We start from the raw sequence: 18,579 nt of genomic DNA on the forward strand, positions 1-18,579 counted from the left end.
GGCTTGCTCGCGAAGGCGGCGCCACGGTTTACAACTTTTCAAGCGCCATGTTCAACGCCAAAACATTCACCACCGGCGGCCCCACCAGCGGGCTTTCGATGTGCTCGTCCATCAAGCGCTGCAGGGTCGCCACCGGCAGGTTACGCGCCGCGGCCACCCGGGCCAGTTGATAGGCAATCGCCTGCGGTGGCAAGTGTGGATCAAGACCGCTGCCGGAGGTAGTCAGCAATGCCAAAGGCACTGGCCCCTGACCCGGTACGAGCAGCTTGTTGGCGTCGTCGAACACACGGGTGGCCAGCGCCGGGTTGCTGGGGCCGAGGTTGCTGGCACTGCTGGAAACCGTGGCAAACGCCCCCGCCGATGGGCGTGGGTGGAACCAGCCGTCACCGGTAAAGTCCTGGGCGATCAGGCTCGAACCACGGACCTTGCCGCTGGCATCGCGTACCAGGCTGCCGTTGGCTTGGTCAGGGAACGCGACTTGCGCCACGCCGGTGACCACCAGGGGATAGGCCACGCCGGTGATCAGGGTCATCAATACCAGCAGGCTCAGGGCCGGGCGGATAATGTTGGACATTTCATATTCCTCAATTCGGTCATTGCAACCTGCAGGCACCGGTTTGCCGGCGCCCGCAGGCATCGGGTCAAACCAGGTGCAGGGCGGTCAGCAGCATGTCGATCGCCTTGATGCCCGCGAACGGCACCAGAATCCCGCCCAGGCCGTAGATCAGCAGGTTGCGACGCAGCAACGCCGCCGCACTCGCCGCTTGCACACGCACACCGCGCAGCGCCAGCGGGATCAGCACCACGATGATCAGGGCGTTGAACACAATGGCCGAGAGGATCGCGCTCTGCGGGCTTTGCAGGTGCATCACGTTGAGCACACCCAGTTGCGGGTAGATCGAGGCGAACAGCGCCGGCAGGATCGCGAAGTACTTGGCCACGTCGTTGGCGATGGAGAAGGTCGTCAACGCGCCACGGGTTACCAGCAATTCCTTGCCGATCTGCACCACGTCCAGCAGTTTGGTCGGGTCGCTGTCGAGGTCGACCATGTTGGCGGCTTCACGGGCGGCTTGTGTGCCATCGTTCATCGCCATGCCGACGTCAGCCTGGGCCAGCGCCGGAGCATCGTTGGCGCCGTCGCCGCACATCGCCACCAGGCGACCATCGTTCTGTTCGTGACGAATGCGCGCCAGTTTTTTCTCCGGCGTGGCTTCGGCCAGCACGTCATCCACACCGGCTTCAGCCGCAATCGCCGCAGCGGTCAGCGGGTTGTCACCGGTCACCATCACGGTGCGAATCCCCAGCTTGCGCAGCTCGGCGAAACGCTCGCGAATGCCGGGCTTGACCACGTCCTTAAGGTGAATCGCGCCGAGCAACTTGCCGTCGGCACACACCAGCAACGGCGTGCCGCCGCTCTGGGCGATCTTGTCGATTTCCCGGGACAGTGCCGGTTGCAGGTCGCGGCGTTGCAGGCCGATGAAGGCCAGCAGCGAATCCACGGCACCTTTACGGAACACACGGCCCTGGTAGTCGACACCGGACAGACGGGTTTCCGCGCTGAACGGTACGGCCGTCAGCTCATCCGTCGACGGTTCAGCTTGCGGGTGCAGGCCACGCAGGTATTCGACGATGGATTTACCTTCAGCCGTGTCGTCCGCCAGGGACGCCAGCAGCGCGCCTTCGGCAATCTCTTTGCCGCTTACACCGGGCGCGGCAATCACGTTGGTGCAACGGCGGTTACCGAAGGTGATGGTGCCGGTTTTGTCCAGCAGCAACACGTGCACGTCCCCCGCCGCTTCCACTGCGCGACCGGATTTGGCGATCACGTTGAGGCGTACCAGGCGGTCCATACCGGCAATACCGATGGCCGACAACAGGCCACCGATGGTGGTCGGAATCAGGGTGACCAGCAGCGCGACCAGGAACACCAGCGGCAGATTGCCATTGGCGAAGTGGGCGAACGGCTGCAGGGTCACCACCACCAGCAGGAAGATCAGCGTCAGGCCGATCAGCAGGATATCCAGCGCGACTTCGTTGGGGGTTTTCTGGCGCTTGGCGCCTTCCACCAGGGCGATCATGCGGTCCAGGGTCGACTCGCCCGGGTTGGCGGTGATGCGGATCATCAACCAGTCCGACACCAGGCGGGTATTGCCGGTGACGGCCGAGCGGTCGCCGCCGGACTCACGGATGACCGGCGCCGATTCACCGGTGATCGCCGCTTCATTGACCGCGGCAATCCCTTCGACAACTTCGCCGTCGCCCGGGATCATTTCTCCGGCGACCACACGCACCACGTCACCCTTGCGCAGGCTGGTGGCCGGCACGACTTTGAAGCTGCCGTCGGCTTCTTTGCGACGAGCGCTGAGGCCTTCGCTGCCGGCCTTGAGGCTGTCGGCACGGGCCTTGCCGCGACCTTCCGCCAAGGCTTCAGCGAAGTTGGCGAACAGCACGGTGAACCACAACCACACCGCGATTTGCACGGCGACGTAGGTCGGTACGGCAACGTCCGGCACGAAGCACAGGATCGTGGTGAGGATCGCGGTCAGTTCCACCACCAGCATCACTGGCGAACGTTGCAGCTGACGCGGGTCCAGCTTGACGAACGCCTGGACCAGCGCCGGGCGCCACAGGGCCGACATGGCGGTTTTGGCTGGCTCCTGGGGTTTGACCGGGGCAGCATTTTTTGCAGGCATATTCATTTTCATATCCCCTTAGAAACCCATGCTCAAGTGTTCAGCGATAGGCCCAAGTGCCAGCGTCGGCAGGAAGGTCAGGCCGCCCACCAGCAAAATGGTCACGGTCAACAGGGTCACGAACAGCACGCCGTGGGTCGGGAAGCTGTTCTGGCCAATCGGTGCGGTTTTCTTCATCGCCAGGCTGCCGGCGAGTGCCAGTACCGGGAAGATGTAGCCGAAGCGGCCGAGCAGCATCGACAGGCTCATCATCAGGTTATGGAACGTGGTGTTGGCGCTGAAGCCGCCAAACGCCGAGCCGTTGTTGGCACTGGCCGAGGTGTAGGCGTACAGCAACTGGCTGAACCCGTGAGGGCCAGGATTGCTGATGGCACCGGCCGGGCCAGGCAGGCTGGCGGCGATGGCGCCCAGCACCAGGGTGCCGACCGGCATCACCAGCAAGGTCACCACCAGCAATTGCACTTCCCGGGCCTGGAGTTTCTTGCCGAGGTATTCCGGCGTGCGGCCGATCATCAGGCCGGCGAGGAACACCGCGATCAGCACGTTGAGCAACATGCCGTACATGCCGGCACCGACGCCGCCAAAGATCACTTCGCCGACCATCATGTTGATCAGCGCCACCATCCCGCTCAGGGGGTTGAGGCTGTCATGCATGCCGTTGACCGAACCGTTGGACGCGGCGGTGGTGGTCACCGACCACAACACGGTGCCGGTGGTACCGAAGCGCGTTTCTTTACCTTCCTGGGGCGCCGCCTGCTCAACCGCCGGGTTGTTCAGCGTCGGGTTGGGCTGATATTCGGCCCACATCGCGGTCGCACCACCGATCAGGAACAAGGCCAGCATGCAACCGAGGATCGCCCGGCTCTGACGCAGGTCTTTCACGTAGTGGCCGAAGGTGAACACCAGTGCAACCGGAATCAGGATGATCGCGCCCAGTTCAAACAGGTTGGCCCACGCCGTCGGGTCTTCGAATGGATGCGCCGAGTTGACCCCGAAGAAACCACCGCCGTTGGTGCCCAATTGCTTGATCGCAATCTGGCTGGCCGCCGGGCCCAATGGGATCACCTGGTCAACGCCCTGCAGGGTGACCGCGTTCACATAGTGAGCGAAGGTTTGTGGCACGCCCTGCCACACCAGGAACAACGCAAACACCAGGCACATCGGCAACAGGCCGTAGAGCGTGGCGCGGGTCATGTCGACCCAGAAGTTGCCCAGGGTCTTGGTGGATTTGCGACCGATCCCACGGCACAACGCGACCAGTACGGCGAGGCCGGTGGCAGCGCTGACGAAGTTCTGCACGGTGAGACCGGCCATCTGGCTGAGGTAACTCAGGGACGCTTCACCGCTGTAGTTCTGCCAGTTGGTGTTGGTCATGAAACTGATCGCGGTGTTGAACGCCAGGGTCCATTCCAGGCCCGGTAATTTCTGCGGGTTCAACGGCAGGTAGGCCTGGAACAACAGGAACGCGAACAGCAGCACAAAGCCGGCAACGTTGAATGCCAGCAACGCCAGCGCGTACTTCTGCCAGCTCTGCTCCTGCTCCGCATCCACACCCGAGAGGCGATAGCACGCGCGCTCGACCGGGCCGAACACCGGCGTGAGCCAGGTTCGCTGCCCTTCCATTACCTTGTAGTAGAAACGCCCCAGGGCCGGTGCCGGAACCAGCACCAAAGCAAAGAAGGCGATGATCAGCCAATAGTCATAACTGTGCATAGCCTGCTCCTAGTTCCGATCCGCGCGTAACAGCGCAACCAGCAGATAAATGAACAGCGCCACAGCCAACAGCAGTGACACCCCGTCCAGAACGCTCATGGAAGTTTCTCCGTCGTGCGGCGACTGCCGCGTGTAGGAGGATTGTCCGCAGGAGTGGCGTAAAGGAACGAGAGCGAGGGCATGGGTGGGGCGTAAAGACGGCGTAAAGAGTGGGTTTATGCGGGTTTTACACGGGGATTTTCAGCGTCTGGGCAGGCCTCTTCGCGAGCAAGCCTACTCCCACGCTCGACCGCGTTCAGCAGGAAATACGCGGGCCAATGTGGGAGCGGGCTTGCTCGCGAAAGCGCCGGCTCAGTCACCGACGCCCTTATCTGGTGCAATGCTGCAACATTTCAAACGCCATACCGTCGCACTGGCGACAGTTGCGCCGCTTTACGACAATGATTCCCACCCTGGCATGTCCGCTGCAACACCTTGAATCATTACAACCGGTTCAGGGAGAGCAATACGATGAACACACAACTCAAACCCACCTTGGGCACCCTGCATTTGTGGGGCATCGCCGTCGGGCTGGTGATTTCCGGCGAATATTTCGGCTGGAGCTACGGCTGGGGCGTGGCGGGAACGCTGGGTTTCCTGGTGACCTCATTGATGGTCGCCGCCATGTACACCTGCTTTATATTCAGTTTCACCGAACTGACCACCGCGATTCCTCACGCTGGCGGCCCGTTTGCCTACAGCCGCCGGGCGTTTGGTGAGAAAGGTGGCCTGATTGCCGGACTGGCAACGCTGATCGAATTCGTCTTCGCCCCGCCCGCCATCGCTTTGGCCATTGGTGCCTACTTGAATGTGCAGTTTCCGGCGCTGGACCCGAAACACGCGGCTGTGGGTGCCTACATCGTCTTCATGGGCCTCAACATTCTCGGCGTGAAGCTGGCCGCGACTTTTGAATTGGTGGTGTGCGTGCTCGCCGTCGCCGAACTGCTGGTGTTCATGGGCGTGGTCGCCCCCGCCTTCAGCTTCAGCAACTTCGCCCTAAACGGCTGGGCCGGCTCCGACACCTTCGGCGCACCGGCGATCGCCGGGATGTTCGCGGCGATCCCGTTTGCCATCTGGTTCTTCCTCGCCATCGAAGGCGCCGCCATGGCCGCCGAAGAAGCGAAAGATCCCAAGCGCACCATTCCAAAGGCCTACATCAGCGGCATCCTGACCCTGGTGGTACTGGCGATGGGCGTGATGTTCTTTGCCGGTGGCGTCGGAGACTGGCGCACCCTGTCGAACATCAACGATCCCCTGCCCCAGGCGATGAAAACCGTGGTCGGCGACAGCTCGGGCTGGCTGCACATGCTGGTGTGGATCGGCCTGTTCGGCCTGGTGGCCAGCTTCCACGGGATCATCCTGGGTTACTCCCGCCAATTCTTCGCCCTGGCGCGCGCGGGCTACCTGCCTTCCTTCATCGCCAAACTGTCGCGCTTCCAGACGCCGCACCGGGCAATCATCGCCGGTGGCATCGTCGGTATCGCGGCAATCTATAGCGACGGCCTGATCAACCTGGGCGGCATGACCCTGACCGCGGCGATGATCACCATGGCGGTGTTCGGCGCCATCGTCATGTACATCATGAGCATGCTCAGCCTGTTCAAACTGCGCAAAACCGAGCCGCTGCTGGAACGCACCTTCCGCGCACCGGGTTACCCGATCGTGCCGGGGATTGCGCTGGTACTGGCGGTGGTTTGCCTCGTGGCCATGGCCTGGTTCAACGCGCTGATCGGGTTGATCTTCCTGGGCTTCATGGTGGTGGGTTTTGTGTACTTCCAACTCACCGCGCAAGACCGCGCCGATGCGCCGGCGGATGCGATGTTGACCGGTCTGTAAGGTTACCGGGGCAGAACGGGCCTACAATGAACTACTAAGAAAGCCCGTTACTCAAAGCAGCTATTACCGTGGGAAATTTCCCCACGGTTTGCTGCCTCAAGGAGAGCCCTATGCCGTGGTATGCCTGGTTGATTCTAGTGGTTGCGATCGGTTCGATCGTCGGTGGTTTGTTGATGCTGCGCGACAGCGCCAACAAGGTTGAATTAACCGACGCACAACGCCAGCGTGTGGCCGAGCGCAATGCTCAAGCGGACTCCAAGGACGCACAGGATCGTTGAGCCTGAAGCGGCTCCACCGCTGAGCCGCACAATTTTGTAACCACCCGCGTATGCCCAAGCGAGCTTGGTTAATATGGCCTGATGTTTCGGAGGCCACCCCATGCGCTATTCACAAGACCACAAAGCCCAAACCCACCAGCGCATCATCAAGGAGGCCTCAGTCCGCTTTCGCCGCGACGGCATTGGGGCTACCGGCTTGCAGCCACTGATGAAGTCGCTGAACCTGACACATGGCGGGTTTTATGCGCACTTCAAGTCCAAGGACGAATTGGTGGAAAAGGCATTGCAGGCCGCAGCTGCAGAGCTGGATGTGCATTGCGAAATGCTGTTCAACCAGGAGCGGCCGCTGGAGGCGTTCATCGACAGCTACCTGTCTGAATGGCACCAGACCTCCCCGGATCAAGGCTGCCCGCTGACGACGATGTCGTCGGAGATGGGATTGCGTGGGCAGAACAGTCGCACGACGGATGAAGTCCTCAATGCCCGACTCAAGCAGGTTGAAACGGCGCTTGGCAACCCGAATGACGGGGAGCAGAGCCTGGTGCTGATGTCGACGCTGGTGGGGGCGTTGGTGTTGGCGAGAAGTGTCGAGAGTGCCGAGTTGGCGACACGGATTCTCGAGGTGGTGCGGGGGAGCTTGAAAGCAGAACTCGCTGAACAGAAGAAAGCCGGTCAATGACCGGCCTCCTCGCCTGCTTTCAGATCCTCAGTTCACCTCGAGCCGGTCGCGGTTCTTTTCCAGCAGTGCCTTGCCGATACCCTTTACTTCCAGTAACTCGTCTATCGCCGTGAACGGCCCGTTGGTTTCGCGGTAGGCGATGATGGCCTTGGCTTTGGCGGCGCCGATGCCGAACAAGTCGCGGCGCAGGGTTTCAGCGTCGGCGGAGTTGAGGCTGACCTTGGAGGTGTGTTCGACCTTGGTCATTTGGGTTGCAATGGGGGTTGGGGTTTCGGGTTTGGTGGACGGTGCGGCCGTTGTGGCTAGCGAGATGCTGGTGAGGAAGGCGAAGATGAGGGATGAGAAATACGCTTTATGCATTGGTGACGCTCCATGACATCGATAAGGGAAAAGCAGCTTTTCCGAAGCTGCTTTCCAAACTTAGGCGATGTTTGGGGAGAGTCAAAAATGGGTGAGTTACAGGGTGTGAGTTCAGGGTTCCAGGCGGCGTTGCTGGTAGATCCAGTCGACGATTTCACCGTCTGGGGCGTAACCGCTGACGGTTTCGCGTAAGAGCTGGCGGACACGGGTGTAGTCGTCCTGATCCACAGCAGCAAGCAACTCAGTGAGCTTGCCCTTGAGGACATCCCAGGACAAGAGATCCTCGTTGGCGCTCATGATCATTGGGTGCTGGGTAGCAACTACGTTGTCTCCGATCAACAACTCTTCGTAAAGCTTTTCACCGGGGCGTAGGCCGGTGAACTCAATGGCGATATCTCCGTGAGGGTTTTTTTCAGAGCGAACACTCAAGCCTGAAAGGTGAATCATCTTTTCGGCCAGCTCAACAATTTTTACCGGTTCCCCCATGTCCAGCACAAAAACGTCACCCCCCACCCCCATAGAACCAGCCTGGATTACCAACTGAGCAGCTTCAGGGATAGTCATAAAGTAGCGGGTGATTTTCGGGTGGGTAACCGTTAGTGGGCCTCCGGATTTAATCTGCCTGTGAAACAGCGGAATCACCGAACCAGAAGATCCCAGCACATTACCAAAGCGAACCATCGTAAAACGGGTTTTGTTGACATGTGAAACGTTTGATTTTTCAGCGAACAAGACGGGAGCGAGCTCGCGGCTAAGCGCCTGCAGCGTCAGTTCTGCCAACCGCTTGGTACTGCCCATAACATTGGTTGGTCGTACGGCTTTGTCCGTAGAGATAAGCACAAAGTTGGCAACCCCCGCCTGCAGCGCTGCCTGAGCAGTGCTCAAGGTACCGATCACGTTATTTAACACGCCTTCAGCAATGTTATGTTCAACCATGGGTACGTGCTTATAGGCAGCGGCATGATAGACAGTATCTACATGCCACGTTTTCATGATATCCAGCAACTTGGATTGATTACGCACCGAACCAAGGATCGGCAATACCTTAATCGGTAGCGATTCGTGGGAAACACGTTGTTCGAGCTCTGAAAGAATGCTGTAAAGATTAAATTCGCTGTGCTCAAACAATAACAGTGTCGTTGGCCGCAGGAGCAGTATCTGCCGACACAGTTCGGATCCGATTGATCCGCCTGCGCCGGTCACCATCACGCTCTGCCCCTTAATACAATGCTCGAGTAACTCCGCTTGGGCGGGCACCGCATCGCGCCCTAAAAGGTCAGCAATATCAACTTCTTGGATATCGTCCACCTTGACGCGACCGCTGGCCAAATCCATGAAGCCGGGAACGCTGCGTACGTGAAGGGGAAAACCTTCAAGTAATCCAAGAATCTCGCGACGACGCCCTCGATTGGAGGAAGGTATTGCCAAGAGAATCTCTTGGGCGCCTGTCACATCAATCATTTGCTGAATATGCTTAGGTTTGTATACCTGCAAACCGGAAATCACTCGATCGGCAATATTACTGTCGTCATCAATAAAGGCAACCGGTCGCATCAATCGGCCCATACGCAACGCAGCAACCAACTGATTACCGGCAGAACCGGCGCCATAAATGGCGACTTTCGGCAGCCCATCATCTCTGTTGGTAAACGGAACATGCTGAGCGGCGGTGAACCAGTCACCCAGGAAATATTGACGCATTGCGAGACGCAACCCGCCAATCATAATCAAACTTAACCACCAGTAATTAAATATGATAGAGCGGGGAATGACGTTATCATGATTGCTATACCAGTATACAACGACTCCCAGAATTAACGCCGAGAGGCTCACCGCCTTGATAATTGCAATCAATGCGTCATTACCAAAGTAACGCATCACCGCGCGATACATACCGAAGCGGATAAAAAGAGGGATGGCCACAAGAGGCGCACTGAGAAATAACCAGGTGTGCTGAACGATTGGATTCACCAGCTCATCTATACCCAAACGAACGACAAACGCCATCCATAATGCTAACCATACCAACACGACGTCGGTAATGACTTGCAAAATACGCTTGCGTCGGCGAGGAAGACTCAGCAAATACGCCCGTAATTTATCCATAAATATCTCAACTACCCTTGTTACTCGTAAATAAGAAACTTCCGCCTCTGCCCCGTCCAGCTCACCGCGTTTCAACCACTTAGCTGCGCTGAAGCGAAGCAAGTTACCCGGACAGCAATGATTTCAAAATGACATCATCAACAACCACCGTCGCATGCAAACCGCCATTCCATTTGAGATGTGCCACAGCTCTTGCGAAACAACACTGCTAACACAACAAGACTCCAACGCGCCGGGTAAATTCCCACGAAATCATACAGCCTATGTAATGCGCAGTAAAAAATAGTGCGCGATTAGCTTGAGCGAATCAGCGAAATATCCCGTTAAGACAGTATTCAGCCATGGCTGGCAGGGAGAATCCCGCGATGTGTCGCCACGACAGCCGGAGACGGCCCACCTGTGAGTTCAGACTCGCGTCAGGTCACTATGGGACGCTTCATCCTGAAAGGCTGACAAACGGTGCACCAGGGCCTGACAAGCACATCACCTGACCCCGGCGACAAAAGGTTCGATGCTCGGAATCGGACGACTCAAAAATGAGCGATTCGCATTAGAACCGCAAGGATTTAGGACCGTAAGCCAAAGAGAGGTATTAACAACCTGCGCCGACCACCTATCAGCCGCGGACAGAGCGGTTGTTTGAGCCCGAAATAGTAGTTAATTATCCAAAGGCCAGGAAAAGGCGATCAAAAAACAATCTCAACTTCAGACAGCCTCAGCTTCCCCAGCATTAAATCTAAACGCCAGCAAAATCAATGGCGTGTAGGCAACGGTAAGCGCCAACAACCCGTCGACATTGAATCGAATCACACAAAAAGCAATTGGCAGTAGCCACAACACATTTATCAGTATCACCGACAAGGTCACGGGCAAGTGTTGACCATACTTTCGAGAAGCAAACTGGTAAGCGTGACTTCGATGGGCCTCGTACACCTTTTCACCCCGGACAAGACGTCGGAACAAAGTCAGCGTTGCGTCAACGATGAATACGCCCAGTAAAACCAGCCAGACCCAGATCAACCTGGGGTCCGACCAGGCCGCCTGGAGCGACAGCATACCCAAGGTAATCCCCAAAAACCCACTACCTGCATCCCCCATGAAGATACGGGCGGGGGGGAAATTCCAGACCAGAAAACCCAGCACCGCCATAGACAATACCAATGGCCCCCAGATCAAGTCGTCGAAACCACCAAGCCAGTAAATAAGGCAGGCACCCAAGCAACAAAAAATAGCTTCAGTGGCGGCCAGGCCGTCAATGCCATCCATAAAATTATAGAGGTTAAGCATCCACACCAGGTAAAAAGCACCGATGACACAGCTAAACCAACCCGTTTCAATGGTGAAACCTAACAGGTGAATGGGCGCAACCCCACCGAGCCACGACAGCGCCCAAACTGCTGCAGCAAAATGACCCAGCAGACGCCAGCGGGCAGCAATATGGCCGTGGTCATCCATAAACCCAATCACAGCCACAAGGCTGCCGGCACCCAAAAAACCGACGCCTGACGAAATTCCAATCCATCCGTTGAGAAGTGCAAGGATGAGCATCCCCAAAAAACAGACAACAATTGCTACCCCTCCGCCTCTTGGAGTTGGCACTGAATGAGAGCTTCGCGCATTAGGAACATCGATCAAGCTGCGAGACAGAGCGTAACGGCGCAGGTACGCTGTCAACGTTGCTGAAAGCATCAACACGATAATTAAAAACCAAGATTGCATTGAAATAGCCCGCCAAAAAATTTACGTTCTTTGCTGCTTATAAAGTGTCCCTGATCGGATGAGCGCTTGCTCAGGCGATAACAAAGGCTTCCATCCCAAAAGCTTTCTTGCCTTGCCCGAGTCGACAACAAGAGAACCGCAAAGCTGTTTATACAGCGCTTCCTTTCCAATCATTTTTGCCGCAGCGTGGATCAGCGGTTGGGGAAAATAAAAATGTATTGAGCGCTTGCCCATACCTTGCGCCAGATAACGGAAAATTTGTGGCGTTGACACGTCAATACCATCACTGATCAAGAACAACTCGTTTGCGGCGGCCGGATGAACAACACAAAGAGAAATGAAGTCGACCAGGTTTTCCAACGCAATCATGCTTCGTTGATTTGTAAGTGATGCAAAGGGTACTGGAACCCCTGCACTGACTAACTTCAACAAGCGCGCGAAGTTTCCAGGCGCGTGTGCGGCATAAACCAAAGGTGGGCGAACTATAACGACATCAAAATCGTCGCATTTCAAACGCGAAAGCTCCAGCTCCGCTTCGTGCTTGGATATCGCATAATCAGCTAGCGGGGTAGCGGCTGAGTCCTCACAAAAAGGCTCTACCGTCGTGGATGAACCGTTCACACCGATCGAACTGATGAAAACGAAACGTTTGACACCTGCTTGCCTGGCACACGCGGCAAGCACAAGGGTCGCGTCTCGGTTCACAATTCGAAAAGCCTCAAGAGGATTGTCCGAGTTATCGTCGAGCTGATGGGCCCTGCCAGCAAGGTGCACCACACAGTCAATTTCCGTCAGTGTTCTTGTGACAAAATCTTCGTCATCAAGCGCCCCAGTGGCCACCTTGACATCAGCTAACCCATGAGCACCATTACGTACAAAGGCGGTGACGTCATGCCCTTGGGCAACCAGGTGAGCACAAAGAGACCTTCCTACAAAGCCTGTAGCACCAGTTACAAGAATTTTCATGCGCTCGCCACTTCCAAAATTTCGTCCAGCCAACCTTCCAAACGATAACGCGCATACACCTCCGGCGCGACATCCGTATAAGCGGCCGCCAAAAATCCGGGGGGAATCACAGGAGCGTTCCGATCAACAATGCAAATATTGTTGTCGGAGTAAAAATCATACTCACGCACGCTGATGTTCGTAGTAATGAGCTTTTTCCTGGCCCCGAGAGTCTCCAACGTCCTCATTGTTAATCCGGTTTGCTGAGGATGTTCAATATCAAGAATAGCTTTGGATTGAAAAAACACACCTTGGACCGTCGCCTTATTCAAGGGCGCAAACTTAAAGTCTGATAGCGTTGAAAGCCTGAATCCTTTATTAGTCAGCTTATAGGCCCAGTACACCCATTTAGCCTGCAGAAAAAGATACCAATAGGCGTGAACACCTGGGCCAAGAGCCCTATCAACTTTCGTTAACACCTGATAACGGTCAGTATGGGCGGTCCCAATAAAACTTACGTCATACGTGTTCTCCTCCAGTGGCTTTTTTTCAAAACCTGAGGAGAAAAATAATGGACGAAAATTCAACGCATATTTCTTGGCATCATTTCGATCAAAGGTGAAGACGTGATCGAAAAACGGTAGATTATCAACCCCCCACCGGCGATTCCCAAATGAATCCCACATGTAAAGTATGAAAATCGCATTGGAAAAACTACGTTTCCACACATCCAGGATACCGGTGGACAGCGTTTGACCATTCACCACAAAAACGTAATCAAAGTCATTTGAGTCAAACGAACTTACTTGCTGAGTATAATAACGGTCCGCAGCATTAATGACCCATTCACGGCGCAACCGCGTAATAGCCTTCATAAACGGAGATGAAAAGGGTCGATCAAGCAAAAAGCTCACTTTCGCACCACGACGCTCCAGCTCGCTCCGAATCTCAACCTCGTAACCAAAAAACTGGGGGGCGATAAGAAGAACTTTTTTTCCATCTAACTGATATTTCATACTAGCTGTTCCGAGACTTGAGGATTTTAGCCGGGATCCCTCCAACCACTACATTGTCAGGAACAGAAGACAGCAGCACCGCATTCGCAGCTACTGTCACTCCACTACCCAGCTCAATACCCCCCAGCACCTTGGCACCCGCGCCGAGTATCACATTATCGCCGATGCTGGGCCGGTGATCGGCATCGTAGGTGAAATCCAGATCCTTCGCGCCCACAGTCACGCCCTGGTAAATCACCGCGTTTTTACCAATGGTAAACGCGCCGATCACTGTGCCATGAGTATGAGGAAAAAAAAGTCCAGGGCCAATTTTACAAGCAACAGCAATCTCAATCCCGAATAAAAGAAAATTCAGCAAAGAAAACAACCGAGCAAGTGGCGACAATGGCCCGCGATGACAGCGATGCGCCAAGCGATAAAGAAGCACAGGTGCAAACCGTGGAGAAAGCATCCCAATCCAAAGCTTGAGACCCGACTCAACAACATGACCGCCCAAAAGCTCACGATGACGCCTAGCATCATGGGAAAGCAATTGCCGTATGCCTAATGGACGCTCAGTCATAGAACGCTCCTCAATTCATCAGTTTCCGATCACGAAGCTCTTGATTTGCTTTTTCAAGCTGATCCTCCGGAAGCGGCTGCTCCAGCACCCAATCGGCAAACCGCTGCAGGCCTTCTTTCAGCGAAATCTTCGGCTGTACGCCCAAGAGTTCTTTCAACCGAGAGATGTCCGCATAGTTGTGCCGAATGTCACCTACTCGAAACTGGCCAGTCACAACAACGTTAGGTTCCTTGCCAAATGCCCGGGTCAGTTCCTCAGCAACGTGCCGGACTGACGTCGCCACGCCGCTACCAACATTAATAGCGGTATTGGGTGACGAATTCACAACGAGTCCCTGTAACAACGCGTCAGTGACATCATCCACATGAACAAAGTCTCGGCTTTCTTCTCCATCTTCGAAAAGGGGCAGCTCACTCCCCATTCGGATCTTAGTGGAAAAAATCGACAAAATACCGGTATACGGGTTGTTCAGCGATTGACGCTCTCCGTAGACGTTCTGAAGACGGAAGATGGCAAAGCCAATCCCCATCGACTGGCAACCGATACGAACCAGATCTTCTTGCGCGTACTTGGTGGCAGCATAAATAGAAGCAGGAGACACGAGGTCATTTTCGGTAGTAGCAACGACATCCAAAGTGTCACCTGTCTCGGCGCAGACCGGATCCCATTGCGCTTTCGCTAAAGCCGCGGCACTTCGGGCAGATGGATACACTCGCTGCTGGGTACGAGGGTGCAGATAGGCACCTTCGCCGTAAATGGAGCGACTGGAAGACAGAACTACGCGCTTTACCTGATGAGGGATCTTCCCCAGCACATCAAGCATCAATGCAGTAGCCTGAGTGTTGACTTCATTATACCTTGCGACCTGGTACATGGATTGGCCAGTACCTGTCTCAGCCGCAAGATGCACAATACTATCGACGTCTTTCAGGGCACGCTCCCAATCGGTGCGCACCGTTACATCGCCCCTGATGAAGTCGATACCCGTACCGCCAAGCCACTCCAGATCGACCGGCACTTGACCGTGCACCTGGGCAGACAGCGGGTCCAGGATACGGACCTTGAATCCTGAACTGAGCAACTTCGGAACTAGATGCGAACCAATAAAACCGGCCCCTCCTGTCACTAAAACCAGACCTGACATAATAACCTCCTATAACAATATGGAAAATCAACTCGCATTTGCGTGTCGTTTTTTGAAGTTGAAAACCTTGTAAAAAAAACAATATGTCATTGCCAGCACGAACTGAAACAGTATAGGCAGGAGAAAAAACATATCGTAAAATATAGAAAAAATCAGAATCTGAAAAGCTACTGCATATGCAAAAATCCCCCAAGGCCGTCCCTTTTTTGCAATCACATAAGTCAAACAACAACAAAACTGAATAAAAAACACAATGAGGAATGCGCCAATCGATCCAAAATCTGAGACAAATCCCGAATAAAAAGTAGCGGCATTGAGATTACCGTCAACAAATACAAACAGGTCGCTCCGCTGATCAAACCCAAACCACACCTTTAGAGCGCTAGGAATCAAATTATAAACTGAATAACCAAAACTGTAAGCTGGCTCCACCAGCTCTACATTGTAGAAAAGATTGCTCGTCCCGGACGTTAAATAAACATAAAACCACAAGAACCCGCTGGGAAGCGCGGAGAAAAAATCCACATAACCCGGACTGACAAGATAGGCGAACGGATTCAATACCTGTCGCAGGTCTCCCACATACCCAAAAAGGAAAATCGCTGTAATCGCAGATATTAAAAGTGTGATAATCACGCGAAGGCCAAGTGTTCTCATTAGAAAAAACACCGCGACGATTTGAATGATCGCACTTAATAAAATACCACGCCCCAGCATCATAACCGGCCAGCACAAGAGCAAGAGAATGAGCAAGACGTAGCGAAATCGGGGGCGCAAGAAGTACAAATAAGCAAGCACAGTAACTACTTGCAAGTACATCGCATTCATAATCCCATGAAACGAAGGTATACCAAAATCGGTATAAAGCCTACCGTCACCAATGTAATTCCAGTACAGCGGGAACCCTCTCTGAACGGTTACCTCGTAACAAGTCCCAATAAGCCACAGCCAGAATAAAATCTTTAAATATACTGTCGCACTCTTCTTATATTTTTCAAACGTTTCGGGATCAGCTCTTCCCGAAGAACCTCCAAGCACCAAGTAAATAACAAGGACACTGATCATATTCATAACGATCAGTGTCAGACCAACCATATTCATTGGCACCAGGTTGGTGGTGGCGCCCAGACAATAAAGAAGAAGCACCCCTCCCCAGACTGAGCAAAACACAAATACTGGATTACCCATCAAATAGCGACTCCCGCACTAGCCGATTACGCGCTTGACCAAATATTTAAGGCGAGTGCCTAGCAAGCAAAACAAAAAATTCACCCCTGGCAGGTACCGATTGAGCCAGGCAAAAATATACATTCCAGTATAAGCAAAGCCACCGCCATTATACGTCAGCGCACGCTTGGCTAGAGAAAGCGCAAGCGTTGGATCATCGCGCAACTGCCGATAGCTTTCGCCAACGACATAACGGGCTTTCGCACTCTTCACCAGAGGTCGTAACTCCGAATCCTGAGGTATTTTTTCCAGAAATAAATCTAAGGCTAGAAGCGACTCTGAAAGCAAGCCATAGGTCTGCATACTTGCGCCGCCAGCATGCTTCCGGTAGCGGCCAAGTACTTCATCGATTTTCAAGACTCGGCCGCGCAGAGAGACTTCCAAAAACAATAGCCAATCACTAACAGTCTTTAGGCGAGAATCGTAATTTCCTTCGGGAAGGGAATCACGGCGTATCATTATCGAACAACCACCGGGAATACCGCCCTTGAGCAGCAAGTCGGCCGTCGAATGGACATCTTCCCTAGGATGCTGATTGGTTATGAACATAGTTTTATCCGTTTCCGAATCGAAAATCTCGACTGGATGATAAGACAGCACTACGTCAGGGCAGGAGTCCATGAGCGAAACTTGTTTGCTGATTTTACCAGGCAACATTATGTCATCTCCAGCAAACAGCGAAACATACTCTCCTTCACAAAAACTCAGTGCCTTATTGCAGTTAAGCGTCACCCCTAAATTAGTCTCGTTAACGATCGCTATAATTTTTCCCGGGAAACGCAGACTGTAGTCCCGAATAATATCCCCCGTTCTGTCCTGAGAGGCGTCATCGCACGCGATTACCTGCAGATGTTCATAGTCCTGTATGAGGATAGAGTCAAGTGCTGCAGCCACATACTGCTCAGCATTATAGGTAGGCATTACCACACTAACCTTAATCATTTCATACCTCTCACATACGTAACCGCGACGCTAAAAGTAAATAAAAAGTAAAGAAAATAGTTTATCGCAAACGCATACATCGAACCAATTAAACCAAATTGTGCGGTGAACCAATACACCAGGGCGACGTATGTCAAACCAAAAAAAATCTCTGAAAATAGAAACGTCTTCGTCATTGCCTTGGCCAACATTATAAATGACAGGATAAAAGAAGCCACCTTAATCACGTCACCTATTAGCTGAGGAGCGTACAGATACAGAGCATCTGCAAACTCATCCGAGAACAATATCCAAGTAATCAAATCGCGAAAGCAATAGATTCCGAGCGCTAGCGCGCTGACCACAGGAATCAAATACTTATAGGCAGTTTTAATTTCCTCGATCAATTTCTTTTTATCATTGATTGCCGACAACTTAGGAAGGTAGTAAACACTGATAGCCATCGTTATGAATAACAGATATGCCTCGGAAACTTTACTTACCGCCTGCCAATACCCTACTTGCTCCCAAGAGAAACGATCAGCCAAGATATTTCTCACCATAATCTGCAAGAGCGGCGCCAGCAGTGCAGAAGTCAAGGTCATCAACGAGTAGCGGGATAGTTTTTTAACCTCCTGCTTGCTCCAGCTAAGCTTAAAATAGCCCCAACTAAAATAAGAACTTCTTCGAAAAAAAGTAAAGCTAATGATCAATAGGGCGGCCTGTGCCAGGAGGAACGCCAGTAACACACCATAAAGTTGGAAAAAATAGCCTAGTACCAAAGGCGCGAGAACACCAATCACCGCCCCACCGACATGAATAGCCGCAAGGCGTTTCACATCCATCATCCCGTTAACGATGGCGATAATGAGGTTATGCAACGCAACGAATATCTGTGCAAATGCAAGAATCACAATCAGGCTTTGATAACGAAGGTCACCCAGTAACCAGACCGTAATACGTTCGCTCAGAACAACAACCCCCACACACATCACGAGGGAGGAGACCAACGAAAAACAGAACGCAGAACTCAGCAGCGTTTTAACATAACCGTCCTGATCGCGGAATTCGGCCAAGTATTTAACAACACCCGGCCCAATGCCGCCGCCGGCGAACACCACCAACAAGGCAGTAAGGCTCATGAACTGTCCAAGTTGAGCGACCCCTTCCGGCCCCGCCAGAACTGCAACCAGTTTCATAACCAGGAAACCGGAAAGCAGCCTTGCGAGCGTAGCAACGGACGTCAACACACCAGTACGTAATATATTCAAGTTCGAAGCCAAACAGGTACTACATTGATAATTCTCAACTTGGGCATGCACAAGTCGAATACGGTATACA

18 protein-coding genes are annotated in these 18,579 nt (G+C 53.9%); 3 read left to right on the plus strand and 15 right to left on the minus strand.

Annotated elements, in window-relative coordinates:
- Positions 1–28 precede the first annotated feature (28 nt).
- From kdpC to kdpF, 4 genes are all read right to left on the minus strand, one after another.
- Entirely contained in the window at positions 29–574 is a 546-nt protein-coding gene (gene kdpC / locus HX855_RS10030; RefSeq protein ID WP_177089284.1) for a potassium-transporting ATPase subunit KdpC, read from the minus strand.
- Between the two features lie 67 nt (positions 575–641).
- Entirely contained in the window at positions 642–2,699 is a 2,058-nt protein-coding gene (gene kdpB / locus HX855_RS10035; protein ID WP_177089283.1) for a potassium-transporting ATPase subunit KdpB, read from the minus strand.
- A gap of 12 nt (positions 2,700–2,711) precedes the next feature.
- Positions 2,712–4,406 carry a potassium-transporting ATPase subunit KdpA gene (kdpA, locus tag HX855_RS10040; RefSeq protein WP_177089282.1) on the minus strand — a complete coding sequence of 565 codons (1,695 nt, stop codon included), beginning with the start codon at positions 4,404–4,406 and terminating at the stop codon, positions 2,712–2,714.
- A gap of 9 nt (positions 4,407–4,415) precedes the next feature.
- Positions 4,416–4,505: a K(+)-transporting ATPase subunit F gene (gene kdpF / locus HX855_RS10045; RefSeq protein ID WP_003218754.1), complete on the minus strand. Its 90-nt coding sequence runs from the start codon at positions 4,503–4,505 to the stop codon at positions 4,416–4,418.
- 411 nt (positions 4,506–4,916) lie between these two features.
- Between kdpF and eat the strand changes: the two genes are divergently transcribed.
- The 3 genes from eat to HX855_RS10060 all read left to right on the plus strand — a co-directional run bounded on the left by eat (position 4,917) and on the right by HX855_RS10060 (position 7,238).
- Positions 4,917–6,281 carry an ethanolamine permease gene (gene eat / locus HX855_RS10050; RefSeq protein ID WP_177089281.1) on the plus strand — a complete coding sequence of 455 codons (1,365 nt, stop codon included), beginning with the start codon at positions 4,917–4,919 and terminating at the stop codon, positions 6,279–6,281.
- Between the two features lie 110 nt (positions 6,282–6,391).
- Positions 6,392–6,559, plus strand: coding sequence for a DUF2897 family protein (locus HX855_RS10055; RefSeq protein ID WP_177089280.1), 168 nt, complete (start codon positions 6,392–6,394; stop codon positions 6,557–6,559).
- Positions 6,560–6,659: 100 nt separating this feature from the next.
- A complete protein-coding gene (locus HX855_RS10060; RefSeq protein WP_177089279.1) occupies positions 6,660–7,238 on the plus strand; it encodes a TetR/AcrR family transcriptional regulator in 579 nt (192 codons plus the stop codon).
- A gap of 27 nt (positions 7,239–7,265) precedes the next feature.
- Here the strand turns inward: HX855_RS10060 and HX855_RS10065 are convergent, their stop codons facing one another.
- The 11 genes from HX855_RS10065 to HX855_RS10110 all read right to left on the minus strand — a co-directional run bounded on the left by HX855_RS10065 (position 7,266) and on the right by HX855_RS10110 (position 18,560).
- Positions 7,266–7,598 carry a helix-hairpin-helix domain-containing protein gene (locus tag HX855_RS10065; RefSeq protein ID WP_177089278.1) on the minus strand — a complete coding sequence of 111 codons (333 nt, stop codon included), beginning with the start codon at positions 7,596–7,598 and terminating at the stop codon, positions 7,266–7,268.
- A 111-nt stretch (positions 7,599–7,709) separates the two neighbouring features.
- On the minus strand, positions 7,710–9,491 hold the full coding sequence (locus HX855_RS10070) for a polysaccharide biosynthesis protein (protein WP_375140072.1): 1,782 nt from the start codon (positions 9,489–9,491) through the stop codon (positions 7,710–7,712).
- Positions 9,460–9,546 carry a hypothetical protein gene (locus tag HX855_RS33855; protein ID WP_375140073.1) on the minus strand — a complete coding sequence of 29 codons (87 nt, stop codon included), beginning with the start codon at positions 9,544–9,546 and terminating at the stop codon, positions 9,460–9,462. Before HX855_RS33855 ends, HX855_RS10070 begins: the two co-directional genes overlap by 32 nt.
- A gap of 863 nt (positions 9,547–10,409) precedes the next feature.
- On the minus strand, positions 10,410–11,423 hold the full coding sequence (locus HX855_RS10075; protein ID WP_177089276.1) for a glycosyltransferase family 4 protein: 1,014 nt from the start codon (positions 11,421–11,423) through the stop codon (positions 10,410–10,412).
- A gap of 21 nt (positions 11,424–11,444) precedes the next feature.
- Positions 11,445–12,389, minus strand: coding sequence for an NAD-dependent epimerase/dehydratase family protein (locus HX855_RS10080; protein WP_177089275.1), 945 nt, complete (start codon positions 12,387–12,389; stop codon positions 11,445–11,447).
- A complete protein-coding gene (locus HX855_RS10085) occupies positions 12,386–13,384 on the minus strand; it encodes a hypothetical protein (RefSeq protein WP_177089274.1) in 999 nt (332 codons plus the stop codon). Before HX855_RS10085 ends, HX855_RS10080 begins: the two co-directional genes overlap by 4 nt.
- Position 13,385: 1 nt before the next feature.
- Positions 13,386–13,946, minus strand: a complete 561-nt coding sequence (locus HX855_RS10090; RefSeq protein ID WP_177089273.1) for a serine O-acetyltransferase — start codon at positions 13,944–13,946, stop codon at positions 13,386–13,388.
- Between the two features lie 10 nt (positions 13,947–13,956).
- A complete protein-coding gene (locus HX855_RS10095; protein ID WP_177089272.1) occupies positions 13,957–15,090 on the minus strand; it encodes an NAD(P)-dependent oxidoreductase in 1,134 nt (377 codons plus the stop codon).
- A gap of 27 nt (positions 15,091–15,117) precedes the next feature.
- Positions 15,118–16,278, minus strand: a complete 1,161-nt coding sequence (locus tag HX855_RS10100; protein WP_177089271.1) for an O-antigen polymerase — start codon at positions 16,276–16,278, stop codon at positions 15,118–15,120.
- Between the two features lie 18 nt (positions 16,279–16,296).
- Positions 16,297–17,238: a glycosyltransferase gene (locus HX855_RS10105; protein WP_177089270.1), complete on the minus strand. Its 942-nt coding sequence runs from the start codon at positions 17,236–17,238 to the stop codon at positions 16,297–16,299.
- A 17-nt stretch (positions 17,239–17,255) separates the two neighbouring features.
- Positions 17,256–18,560 (minus strand): O-antigen translocase, encoded by a 1,305-nt coding sequence (locus HX855_RS10110; protein ID WP_309139934.1) that lies wholly within the window; start codon positions 18,558–18,560, stop codon positions 17,256–17,258.
- Between the last annotated feature and the right edge of the window lie 19 nt (positions 18,561–18,579).

This window comes from Pseudomonas sp. IPO3778 (genome assembly GCF_013386825.1).
In the GTDB taxonomy this organism is placed as follows: domain Bacteria; phylum Pseudomonadota; class Gammaproteobacteria; order Pseudomonadales; family Pseudomonadaceae; genus Aquipseudomonas.

Excerpts from the sequence above, each read along its gene's own strand:
- kdpC (WP_177089284.1), bottom strand. The coding sequence starts at position 574 with ATGTCCAACATTATCCGCCCGGCCCTGAGCCTGCTGGTATTGATGACC.
- kdpB (WP_177089283.1), bottom strand. The coding sequence starts at position 2,699 with ATGAATATGCCTGCAAAAAATGCTGCCCCGGTCAAACCCCAGGAGCCA.
- kdpA (WP_177089282.1), bottom strand. The coding sequence starts at position 4,406 with ATGCACAGTTATGACTATTGGCTGATCATCGCCTTCTTTGCTTTGGTG.
- kdpF (WP_003218754.1), bottom strand. The coding sequence starts at position 4,505 with ATGAGCGTTCTGGACGGGGTGTCACTGCTGTTGGCTGTGGCGCTGTTC.
- eat (WP_177089281.1), top strand. The coding sequence starts at position 4,917 with ATGAACACACAACTCAAACCCACCTTGGGCACCCTGCATTTGTGGGGC.
- HX855_RS10055 (WP_177089280.1), top strand. The coding sequence starts at position 6,392 with ATGCCGTGGTATGCCTGGTTGATTCTAGTGGTTGCGATCGGTTCGATC.
- HX855_RS10060 (WP_177089279.1), top strand. The coding sequence starts at position 6,660 with ATGCGCTATTCACAAGACCACAAAGCCCAAACCCACCAGCGCATCATC.
- HX855_RS10065 (WP_177089278.1), bottom strand. The coding sequence starts at position 7,598 with ATGCATAAAGCGTATTTCTCATCCCTCATCTTCGCCTTCCTCACCAGC.
- HX855_RS10070 (WP_375140072.1), bottom strand. The coding sequence starts at position 9,491 with ATGTATCGCGCGGTGATGCGTTACTTTGGTAATGACGCATTGATTGCA.
- HX855_RS10075 (WP_177089276.1), bottom strand. The coding sequence starts at position 11,423 with ATGCAATCTTGGTTTTTAATTATCGTGTTGATGCTTTCAGCAACGTTG.
- HX855_RS10080 (WP_177089275.1), bottom strand. The coding sequence starts at position 12,389 with ATGAAAATTCTTGTAACTGGTGCTACAGGCTTTGTAGGAAGGTCTCTT.
- HX855_RS10085 (WP_177089274.1), bottom strand. The coding sequence starts at position 13,384 with ATGAAATATCAGTTAGATGGAAAAAAAGTTCTTCTTATCGCCCCCCAG.
- HX855_RS10090 (WP_177089273.1), bottom strand. The coding sequence starts at position 13,946 with ATGACTGAGCGTCCATTAGGCATACGGCAATTGCTTTCCCATGATGCT.
- HX855_RS10095 (WP_177089272.1), bottom strand. The coding sequence starts at position 15,090 with ATGTCAGGTCTGGTTTTAGTGACAGGAGGGGCCGGTTTTATTGGTTCG.
- HX855_RS10100 (WP_177089271.1), bottom strand. The coding sequence starts at position 16,278 with ATGGGTAATCCAGTATTTGTGTTTTGCTCAGTCTGGGGAGGGGTGCTT.
- HX855_RS10105 (WP_177089270.1), bottom strand. The coding sequence starts at position 17,238 with ATGCCTACCTATAATGCTGAGCAGTATGTGGCTGCAGCACTTGACTCT.